This is a genomic window from Nostoc parmelioides FACHB-3921, assembly GCF_014696625.1.
Classification (GTDB): Bacteria; Cyanobacteriota; Cyanobacteriia; order Cyanobacteriales; family Nostocaceae; genus Trichormus; species Trichormus parmelioides.
On the sequence record NZ_JACJQL010000066.1, the window covers coordinates 20,304 to 32,244 of the forward strand.

The following is an 11,941-nucleotide window of genomic DNA, read 5'->3' on the forward strand; positions in this document are numbered from 1 at the left end:
GACTAAAGATAGATACAAAATAAGTGCTATTGCTGATTTAGCAATTACGATTTTCACACAAACCACGGATTTAAAAAAATATTAAGCCGTTGGTTATTTTATACAAAATTAACTAAATAATAATGCTGGTTATTGTAATTATCCAAGAGTAATTGATGAGGTAGGATTTTAATTCTAATGGAGAGGAATTAGCAGATTTTAGCCCATTATATAGATGGATTCAGCGAAATATCTGGAAAATAATTATTTAATCAATTGTCTTGGTAATTTTCCGATAACATTTCTCAAAATAAAGGTTTTAATCCTAATTATGTCTAAAATTCCCTACTTGCTTGCAGATATTAATCCGGGTAGTGGTGACTCTTCTCCCTCACAAGCCGTGAACGTCAATGGCACACTTTACTTTGTCGCTAATGATGGTGTGGGCTATCAGATTTGGAAAATTGATACCATAACAGATAAAGCAGTACGTGTTACGGATATATATCAAGAGTCACAGTATTATAATTCTTTCTATGAACTAACCAATATCGATGGCACACTTTACTTCAGATATAACGATGGCGTATCTGGTGATGAAGTCTGGAAAATAGATAACGCTACTGGCAAAGCAGTGCAGGTTGCAGATATAAATCCTGGTTCTGGAAGTTCCTTTCCACTTAACTTCACCAACGTCAATGGCACGCTTTATTTCATAGCTAACAATGGCAATGGCTATGAATTATGGAGAATTGACGACTCTAATGGCAATGCTATCAAGATAACAAATTTCAATCCGAATCTTGAGTATTCCTCTCCCCAGTCTTTAACTTCAGCCAACGGCACACTTTACTTTATCTCCACATATAACTATACGTATAATAAGTTGTGGAAAGTTGACACCGCTACTGGCAACTCTGTACTAATCGAGGATTTATTAGATGTTAATAACCTCACCAACGTTAATGGTGTCCTTTACTTTAGTGCCAATACAGGTAAAAATTACCGTGAATTGTGGAAAATCGACAACGCTACAGGTCAGGCAGTGCAGGTGACTGATACTAGGCTGGTGTCTAGGAATGCTGAGGTTCGTAATTTAAGAAATTTGAATGGCACACTTTTCTTTACAGTAACTAATTCCAATGGTACTGGCTGGTGGAAGATTGACAATAATACCGACGAAGTTGTATCCATAACAGAAATTAACTTAGGGTATGGATATTCTGAAGCTGACATCCTCGCTAATGCTGATGGGACGATTTACTTTTCTGTGTACAACAACAACGATAACAACCAAGAGTTATGGAGAATAGACGAGACTACTGGTAATACCGCTAGAGTCACAGGTATCTATCCGGAGTCTAGATATTTTAATTTTGGTCAGATAAACAACATTGATGGCATAGTTTATTTTGTAGCATCTGACAATAATGGCTATGAATTGTGGAGAATTGACAATACTACAAGCAAAGCTATAAGAATAACAGATATTCATCCAGGGTCTGGTAGTTCCGATATCCATATTTTAGACATCATTGATGGCAAACTTTATTTTTCTGCAAATGACAGCATTCACGGAAGAGAAATTTGGGCTATTTCTGTAGCTGATATTCTCGCAAATCGCTCTCCCTTTGCGAGAGATGACGACTTCAATATTAATCAGAATACATCCATTATTATCAACTCAACCGCAATTTTAAGTAATGATGCAGACTTAGATGGCGATGAACTGTCAATTACTACTATTACTCAACCTAAACAAGGGAAATTAATTCATAATAATGATGGCAGTTACACATATATTCCTAACAAAGATTACTATGGTGTAGAGAAATTCACATACACCATCAAAGATGAGCAGGGAAACACCAGCACTGCTATCGTCAACCTGACAGTGAATCAATTTCCTGTAGCATCAAAACAGCCTTACTCACTCACAAAAATCAATTCAAGTTTAAAGTATGCCTCCAGTAAATTTTTAGTAAATATTGATGGCGAAATTTATTTTATTGCTAATACAGATAGCGGTAATGCTGTAGTTTTTAAAATTGATAACGTCACCAGTAAGTTAGTTGAAGTAGCCGAATTCCCCCCAGGATTTGGATATTTCTACTCAGACAACTTTACTTTCGTCAAAGTAAATAGCAAACTTTACCTAACCAGTTATACTGCTTACGATTATGGTATAGCGCCTAAGTTATTACAAATTAACATTAATAGTGGCAACGTGGAGATAATCAAAGATATTAATTTCTCTTCTGATATTGCCAATATTTCTGACCTAACTAATATTAACGGTACACTTTACTTCATTGCATCTAATAACAGTTATAGCTATGAGAGAAAATTATGGAAGATTGATAATGATACGGGCTATGCGGTACAAGTTACGGATTTGCTCAACATTTCTAATTTGATCAATGATAGTAACAAAACTTATTTTATCAGAAATAAAGATAACGGTGGGTTTGAGTTATGGCAACTAGATATTGCTACTGAGAACGCAATACAAATTGTGGAAAGCAATTTTGGTTCTTTTATTTCCTCAATCCTGCTCAATGCTAATGGCAAAATTTACTTTACTGCATACGATAGCAACAATGGATATGAGTTGTGGCAACTAGATATTACTACTGACAACGCAGTATTGGTTCAAGATATAAATACAGGTTCTAAGCTTTACTATCCCCGCGATTTTACTAATATTGACGGCACAATCTACTTTGTTGCTAATAGTGGCAGCAATGGGTATGAATTATGGAAAATCGATAATAGTGGCAATGCAGTATTAGTCAAAGATATCAATCCTGGTTCTGAGTCTTCCAATCCCCGCAATTTAATTAAGGTCAATGACACAATTTACTTTGTTGCTGATAACGGCATCAATGGCTACGAATTGTGGAAAATTGATAATAGTGGCAATGCAGTATTAATTAAAGATATCAATTCTGGTTCTGAATCTGCCAATCCCCACAACTTGATTAACGCTGATGGCACACTTTACTTTATTGCTGATGATGGCAGCAATGGCAATCAAGTTTGGCAACTTGAAAATCAAACAGGTAAAATCTTCAGACTAACAAATATTAATTCAGGAGTTGACTATTCTTATCCAGAAGATTCTCTAATCTATGCCAATGGCACTGTTTACTTCAAATACAACAACGGTACACAATTAGCCGCTTTGCCTGTGGATGATTTGTCTAATCAAAATCCATTATTAGGCGATGACACAATCATTACAGCAGCAAACACACCCATTACTATCAGTATTGCCAGCCTTTTAACTAACGATGTGGATGCAGATGGTGATAGTCTGTCTCTAATTAACTTTACCCAACCAAGTCAGGGTATTTTAGTTAACGACAATGACGGCACTTACACTTACATACCCAATAGTGGATATTCTGGCTTAGACAGCCTGACTTATACCGTTAGTGATGGGAAAGGAGGTATAAGTACTGCCACTATTACTCTGAATATTTCTGCGCCTTATCCTGTCAGGGGAATAAATGTAGCATCAGCTTCTAGTGAAATTGGCAGTTTATTCCAAGTCAACAATACTTTGTACTTTTTTGTAAGGATAATAGGCAGACCGCCAGGTGGTTGGGGGAGTCCTAATTTATGGAAAGTTGACAATACCACAGATGAAGCTGTACCAGTCAGAATTAATGAGGATGATTACAGCAGGACTTATACCTATACGATCTTCTATAAAAATAGGCCTTACGTCGTTAGTATAGGTCGTTTTGGTTTTGCTTCAATTATGCAAATTGATATCTCTACTGGTCGCTCAACAGGGACAACTGTACAGTTTTTATCCGACCAATACGAACCAATACCTCTTACTGATGTCTTTACGACTTATAATTACGGTCGATATGGTTATGACCAATGGTTGTGGAGAATTGACGATCGCACTGGCAACTTTGAACTGATAACCACTATTATTGACGAACCTGAAACTATCACTGACATTATCAGCTTCGCTCAAGTCAATGGCATAGTTTACTACGCAACCCGCAAAATAACTTACGAAGTTAACGAAGATGGAGAACAGACACCAGTTCTGCAAAAGTTTATATGGAAAGATAACCCCATCACAGGCGACCAAATACTGGTAACAGATGACCTTGATCCCAATTCTGATATTCAACTATATGCAGTAAATAATACGCTGTATTTTACTAGCAATGATTCTGTTGGTCAGGAGTTGTGGAAGCTTGACACCAACACAGGCAAACCAGTACGGCTAGCTCAGATCAATGTGGAATTAGCATCTGGAATTAATGTTAATGGGACTTATTATTTCAGCGCTAATGACGGCACAACAGGTCAGGAGTTGTGGAAGATTGACCCCTACACAGGCAACCCAGTACAAGTCGCAGATATTAATCCTGGTGCTGGTTCTTCCTCGTTTGCACAACCATTCATTTTTAATAATACGCTGTACTTCAGTGCCAATGACGGCACAACAGGTCAGGAATTGTGGAAAATTGACCCTACAGGCAACGCGGTACAAGTAACAGATATTAATCCTGGTGCGGAGTCTTCTTCACCAACCAATTTAATTAATGTCAATGGTGTACTTTACTTTATTGCCAATGACAGCACAACGGGTCAAGAGTTGTGGAAAATTGACCCTACAGGCCGGGCGGTGCGTGTTAGCGATATTAATCCAGGTATTGCTTCCTCTAATCCCAATACACTAGCTAACGTCGGTGGCACACTTTACTTTTATGCCAACGACGGTAGGGGTAATCCGCAAGTATGGAAGATTGATGAGCGCACTGGGGATGTCGCGCCATTCATAAATAATTTATCAGAGTATGGGTTTACCTCTATCAGCATCCCATTTGAAGTTAATGGCGAATTGTATTTTTCTGCTGATAACCCTACTTATGGACAGGAATTATGGACGATTGATGATTTTGGCAACATTAGGGTGGTGACGGATACAATTAATCCGGGTGCTGGGTCTTCCAACCCCAGAGAGTTCACCTATGCTGATAATCAGCTTTACTTTGTAGCAGATAGTGTTGATGGTTATCGCCTCTGGGCTTTACCTGTGTCTAATTACGATGTCATTAATGGTACAGCTAACGGTGACAACCTCATTGGCACTAACCGCAATGAAACCATGAATGGTGGAGAGGGCAACGACTATATTGATGGTAGTAGTGGCAATGATAACATTAACGGTGGCTTAGGTCATGGCGATCGCCTATTTGCTGGTGATGGTGATGATATAATTCTCGACCCCGATGGTATTTTTGGCGCTCACGGTGGTTTGGGAGACGATAAAATCAACATCACATTTGCCCCTAGTTGGGACAACAACACCAACCCCAACGATGCACCCCGTTCAGATGGCAAGATTACTGGTGGTAAGGGTAATGACTCGATTACCGTGACGATGAATAATTCACGCTTCTTTATTAATTTAAAGGGTGATGAACCTGTCAGCAATACATCCCAAGACGGTAACGATGTGATCACTTTACAAGGTAGTTATGCCAACTCTGTTGTTGATTTGGGTGGCGGTGATGATACTTTCAATGGCGGTGTAGGGTTTGATAACGTCTCTGGTGGTGATGGTAATGATAGTTTATTTGGTGGTGATAGCAACGACAAACTTGATGGTGGTCTGGGTGATGACATACTTGTAGGTGGTAAAGGTCGAGATTTATTGATTGGTGGTGCTGGCAGAGATAGTTTTTACGTGAGCTTGCCTACAGTTGGTGATTTTGATACCATTAATGACTTTACAACCACAGAAGACAAAATTGTCATTTCCCAGTCTGAATTTGCTCTTAGTCAAGCGGTGGGTACACTTAACCCTAGTGCATTCCGACTAGGGACTGGCGCAACGGCAGCAGATGACCGCTTTATCTATGACCAATTTACGGGTAGTCTGTTCTTTGATGCCGATGGTTTAGGTGGTGCAGCACAAGTCAAAGTGGCGCAACTATCCTATCCAGTCGTACTGACTGTTAATCAAATTTATGTGATCACCTAGTGCGAACTACCGATACTAATGCAGAACAAAGGGGCAATCGCCCCCACACCTACCCAAAATAAGATACCCTTATCTTTTATACGATATAAACTACGATTAAAACATAAAATTTTTGACAACAACGATTTTCGGACATCTTAATGTCCGTTGCGACTTATGGAATGTAGCTAAAGTCTTTACGGGAAATGTAGGGGATATGCGTGGGCGTTTACCTATACTTCTAGCCCATAACTTATATTACCTGTTCATTAGCATCAATATCTGCATTTTGGTTAACCCTTTACATAACGTATCAATATGCACGGTTTACCTTGCTTGAGTTCGCATCTAGGTGATGTTCACTGATCGTCTAGGTAAGTTACGACTGCAAACATGGTGGCACTTTTTGGCTAAGTTCTGGTGAGCGCGACAGAATTAGCATTTTATCGCTTAGAGGTTTGCTTTACTCAGATTAATGTATGAATTGAGCCAGCAAAATTTTTATTATCCGTAGAGTATAGGTATTATCAAGGTAAATAAGTTTGTTTTTAGATAAGGTTTCAAGCTTATTTTACCTAGAGAAATGTTTAATTTAATCTACTGTATATTTTTAAGCTGAGCTAGTTAGCTTAATTTTTTCTCTAGGTAATATCTAGGTATTGTCTAGGTCAGATAATACTATAGGCAGTTAAGGCATCACCGTGCCAAAATGTATTCAAAAGAATTATTTGTCAGTTTTCAACAATTACTGTCAAGCCACTCGGTTTTTTGGGTCTTGTGCAATTAGAGTTATGCTCTAGCTCCTCAAATTCCAGTTTTAAAGAATTACTGTCCTCTTCACTCATAAAAACGAGCCTCATTATCTACCAGAATTTCTCAGTTAAATCGTGAAATGCTGAAACAGCAAGCGTCTTCAACTATAATTTGAGCAAGCTTATACAAGCTATCCGGGCATAACCGCCTGCATAGAGTGATCGCCTGAAGACGGAGAGTAAGCCCATCGCTCTATGAAATAATAGGGAAACTCAGTAGTCTATCGAGACTTTTTCAAGAAAAGGCATTTAATTGTTTAAATTTTGAGGAGTCAGTTTTTAGAGAAAAGGCATTTAATTATTTAAAAGCCTTCAAAGAATACAAGAGCGGTAAAAAGCGTAATTTCCTTGATATATAAGCTTTTTAGCCTCTGAAACAGCGAGACATTAATTCCCTAAAATTGACAAATAATTATTTAATGAACACCTGGACTATGTGCTAAATAGCAATTTGCTTGAAGCTAACATTTTCCTCAAAAATAGCCATTTCCAATTGAGATAGTGTTTTTGGTTGCATTCGCTGTAGATCACTCAAAACAATACCCATATCCTCAGCAGTAAAGTTAAAATACTCAGTCAAAATCTCGATAGGATAATTAAATTTTTGATAGCGGTGTTTGAAATATAATTCAATATTTCCCCGATGCGCCCAACTACCTAAGACTTTAATAGCAACAGTACCGTAGTGCGGAACTAAATCTCTTTCTACTTCTGCTACTCGCTCTATGACGGGTCTAGCAGTAACTCCGATTTTGTAGAAAGTGCCTTTATCGCTTATAATTTCTAAAAAATACAATGTAGAAGACAAAATACGTTTGACTTGAGCGTAGTACAGTTTTAAATCTGTAAGTCTGTATTCTAAATCAGAAGCATTTTTATGTTGAGCGTGTTGCAATGCCAACTCCAGTTTCAACAGCTTTTTAAGTATTAGCGGTTCTTGTATTTCGTTGAATCGCTGGAAATCAAGCGCTCCCACAGGAATTTTACCTAAATCACTAAATTCATAACCCGGTGAGTTTAAATATATGTTTTTTCTTAATACTCCAGATTTCAATAAGCCAGGGGAAGTTAAGTCATAATTGATAGGATAATTTTTAGCTCCGTACTCACTCCATAATAATTTTAATTGCTTTAAATCTTTAAGCGCTAGTTCAATATTAAAATTGTCATAAAGTGGTAGAGTGGGAAATTTCCGTTTAGCTACGGGGTGGCAGGTTTCCTGATCATGAGCAAAATGATGTTGCTTGACTTTGCCTTTTTTAGCAATTAAATCGCCCTGGCAATAAGGACATTTAAGTAAAGTTTTACCACTAGAGACATCTTGAATACTTAACAAAGCTCCGTCTTGATCCACACCGTATTTAAGCCACATTGCTACAGAAGTACACTTGCTTATGCGATGGTGCTTTGCGCCCAGCTACCTCATTGCTTTCATTTCTCCAACTGATAACTGACTGCACATTAACCATAATAATACAATTGTACCACTATATTAACTTGAATTGCTAATGTCTTTATGAGGTAGTGCCTGCATTACACCTTGTATACCTTCAGTGTAGTACGAATATATATTATTAATGTTACATTGGGCTGATTTGAAGTAAACGCCTGATATAGATATTAGCTAATGCTCATAAAGGAGCGAATTTAAAATGACTAAATCTGTGAGTGAAGACTACCAAATCAAGACAATACTCAGCATTGCCGACAAAAATGGCTTCATTTTGAACGCAGACAACTTAAATATTAACAAATCCGGAATGGACTTCATCACTACATTTGCTACTGCCAAAGAGGATAATACCGAATGGGTATTGCGATTTCCCAGAAGAAAAGATGTTCTTGAGCGTATGTATTATGAAAAAGAAGTTCTCTGCCTGGTGAAAAACCAAGTCGATGTGAGTGTTCCGATCTGGAAAATTGTTTCGGATGAACTGGTAGCCTATCCACTATTAAAAGGAACTCCTGCCGGAACCATAGATCCAGATATCGGCGATTATGTATGGTACATTAATCCGAAGTCTCCACCTGCTATGTACATTTGTTCTGTAGCAAAAGCACTGGCGCAACTCCATAGAACAAGTATTGAGGTAGTGAAGCAATTTAGTATCCGAGTTAAAACAGTTGAGCAAGTCCGGCAATCTATGGCAGAGAATATGAACAAGACCAGAGAACTGCTTGGCGTTGGTGATACACGCTGGACACGTTGGCAGAACTGGATTGCTAATGATGCCTTGTGGCCTAAGCATTCGGCTTTGATTCACGGAGACTTTCACCCTGGTCACACGCTTGTGGACAAAGACGGAAGTTTGATGGGACTAATCGATTGGACAGAAGCCGCCGTAAGTGATCCTGCCAAAGATTTCGTCTGTTTCTATGCCGCCTTCGGTGAGCAAGTTCTCCAGGATGTGCTTGAGCATTACCAAACTGCTGGTGGGAGCGTCTGGTCTGATATGAAGGAACACATCATAGAACTCTGGAATGCTCATCCTGTGGAATACGCCTTATACGCCTTGCTAACTGGAAAGGAAGAACATATGGCCGGGGCTAGAGCTTCTTTAGCTTGGAGTGAATGAGTATAGCGATCACCTGAGCGATCGCTATATAAATATAGTAGTATTTGCGTACTATAATATTTGCACTCACAAATATATAATAGTGTGCGGCATTTCTAATCCCCAATGTCCACTTCCCCAGTTATACCCCAACAAACCCAAGCACAACCCCACTACGAAACCATCACCGGGGTAGTCGAGCGCCTGACGTTCCACTCAGAGGAATCCGGGTATACAGTCGCACGCCTAACCCGCTCCCGCAGTACAGACCTCACCACCATCGTCGGCAGCTTCGCTAACATCCAGCCTGGGCAAACGCTACAGCTAACAGGCTTTTGGAAAGACCATCCGCAGTACGGGCCACAGTTCAATGTCACTAATTACCACGAAACTAAACCCGCCACACTCACCGGAATTGAGAAATATTTAGGCAGTGGACTAATCAAAGGTGTCGGGCCTGTTACAGCAAGACGCATCGTTGCACACTTTGGTTTGGAAACACTCGACATCATCGAGAACCAGATTGACAGACTTATCGAAGTACAAGGCATCGCCAAAAAACGCATCAAGCTCATCAAGAATGCCTGGGAGACGCAAAAGGCGATAAAGGAAGTGATGGTGTTTCTGCAAACCCACGGTGTATCAACCACTTACGCGGTCAAGATATACAAACAGTACAAAGATGAAGCGATCGCCACCGTCACCGAAAACCCGTACCAACTCGCCACCGACATCTACGGCATCGGCTTTCTCACCGCCGACAAGATTGCGCGTAACCTGGGCGTACCCTCATGCTCCGAGTTCCGCTACAGCGCTGGCATCATCCATGCCCTGAGTGAAGCTGCCGAAGAAGGTCACTGTTATCTCCCCCAGCCAGAACTAATAGAGAAAGTCACTAAGCTGCTAACAACCGATGACCATCAGCCAAGCGAAGATGCGATCGCGGACATCATCAAAGATATGTCAGCCAAGGAAGAACTGATCAGGGAATATGTCAGGGACAGCTACGGTGAAAAATTATTACTCTGTTATAAGCCGAGCTTCTTCCACACAGAGCAGAACTTAGCACAGTTGATATCTCGACGGTTACGCCAACCAGTGACACAAGATATTCCCCGTGTCCGTGCTTGGCTAGAGCGATTCATGTCCAGCCGCAAGATTGAGCTATCACCCCAACAGCAGCAAGCGGTAGAGATGGCAGCATATTCTCCAGTGATGGTTCTGACTGGCGGCCCTGGCGTGGGCAAAACTTTCACAACACACACAATTGTCAGTTTATGGAAGGCGATGGGTAAAAGCATTGCCCTAGCTGCACCAACTGGGAGGGCGGCGCAGAGATTATCCGAGATGACTGGTTTGGAAGCCAAGACCATTCACCGCTTGCTGGAATTTGACCCGAAAACAATGGGTTTCAAACGGGATAACGAAAATCCCCTGCCCTTCAGTGCCATTATTGCCGATGAGGCTTCGATGTTAGACCTATTTCTGGCACATTCGCTCTTTAAAGCGGTAGCTAATGAAGCGCAACTATTATTAGTGGGAGACATTGACCAATTACCATCAGTAGGCCCTGGTAAAGTGCTGGCAGACCTAATCACTTCACTACAAGTACCAGTGGTGAAGCTAACGCAAGTATTTAGGCAAGCTCAACAAAGTGCGATCGTCACCGCAGCGCATCAAATCAACCAGGGCGACTATCCAAATATAGAACCAATCTCAGATAATCCACAGTCAGATTGTCTTTGGCATGGTGGCGGACATACACCAGAACACGGTGTGCAAGCAATCTGTGAGTTAGTGAGTGAATTTATCCCACGGCTGGGCTTTAATCCAGGCACGGATGTACAGGTGTTGTCTCCGATGTCGCGGGGGTTAGTCGGGACTAGAAATTTGAATGCGGTGTTGCAGCAGCTTATTAATCCACCTGCACAGGGGAAAGTTGAGATTAGCCGGGGTGGAATGATTCTCCGGGAAGGCGATCGCGTCATACAGCAAATGAATGACTATGACCGCGAGGTTTTTAACGGAGACTTGGGGACTATCCTAAGTATCGACACGGAAGAACAGGAGGTAACGGTTGAGTATGGCGGTCGGGCTGTGGTGTATGACTATGCAGATTTGAACGAGATAACGCTTGCGTTTGCCACGTCAATTCATAAGTCGCAGGGAAGCGAGTTTCCTGTGGTGATAGTTCCTTTATATATGCAACATTATCTTATGCTGACACGGAATCTGTTTTATACAGGACTAACCAGAGCCAGAAAGTTGGCGATTGTTGTTGGTTCCAAGAAAGCGATCGCTCTGGCTGTGCGAACTACAGATGATCAACAGAGGTACACTCGGTTGTGGCAGAGGTTATTGCAGCCAGTTAAGTGAGCATAAATTTTAATTTACTGTATTTCGCTAGATATAGCGTAATATGCAATAATATATATTCTTCTAATAAAGAGTTGTTAAATGCTTGTTATTAATATTAATAGTTTAGACATATATAGCCTTTCTCAGTCTGGTGAAGTACAGTAACAAGAATGGGTAAACCAATTATAAATATCATTTAACGAAACTTGATTAAAAGCACTTTCAATTGCTTTTGCTAA

Annotated in this window: 4 protein-coding genes; 3 read left to right on the plus strand and 1 reads right to left on the minus strand. The window is 40.3% G+C overall.

The genetic code is table 11. The features are described 5' to 3' along the window. Window positions 1–310: 310 nt before the first annotated feature. Window positions 311–5,998 carry a cadherin-like domain-containing protein gene (locus H6G14_RS26895; protein WP_190571267.1) on the plus strand — a complete coding sequence of 1,896 codons (5,688 nt, stop codon included), beginning with the start codon at window positions 311–313 and terminating at the stop codon, window positions 5,996–5,998. 1,230 nt (window positions 5,999–7,228) lie between these two features. On the opposite strand, the gene H6G14_RS26900 is transcribed toward H6G14_RS26895, so the two are convergent. Further along, window positions 7,229–8,161: a GIY-YIG nuclease family protein gene (locus H6G14_RS26900; protein ID WP_011316505.1), complete on the minus strand. Its 933-nt coding sequence runs from the start codon at window positions 8,159–8,161 to the stop codon at window positions 7,229–7,231. A 280-nt stretch (window positions 8,162–8,441) separates the two neighbouring features. Here H6G14_RS26900 and H6G14_RS26905 point away from each other — a divergent pair, with 280 nt between their 5' ends. Both H6G14_RS26905 and recD2 read left to right on the plus strand, forming a co-directional pair. Further along, a complete protein-coding gene (locus tag H6G14_RS26905) occupies window positions 8,442–9,365 on the plus strand; it encodes a macrolide 2'-phosphotransferase (protein ID WP_190571269.1) in 924 nt (307 codons plus the stop codon). A gap of 105 nt (window positions 9,366–9,470) precedes the next feature. Next, window positions 9,471–11,720 (plus strand): SF1B family DNA helicase RecD2, encoded by a 2,250-nt coding sequence (gene recD2 / locus H6G14_RS26910; RefSeq protein WP_190571271.1) that lies wholly within the window; start codon window positions 9,471–9,473, stop codon window positions 11,718–11,720. The last annotated feature ends 221 nt before the right edge of the window (window positions 11,721–11,941 follow it).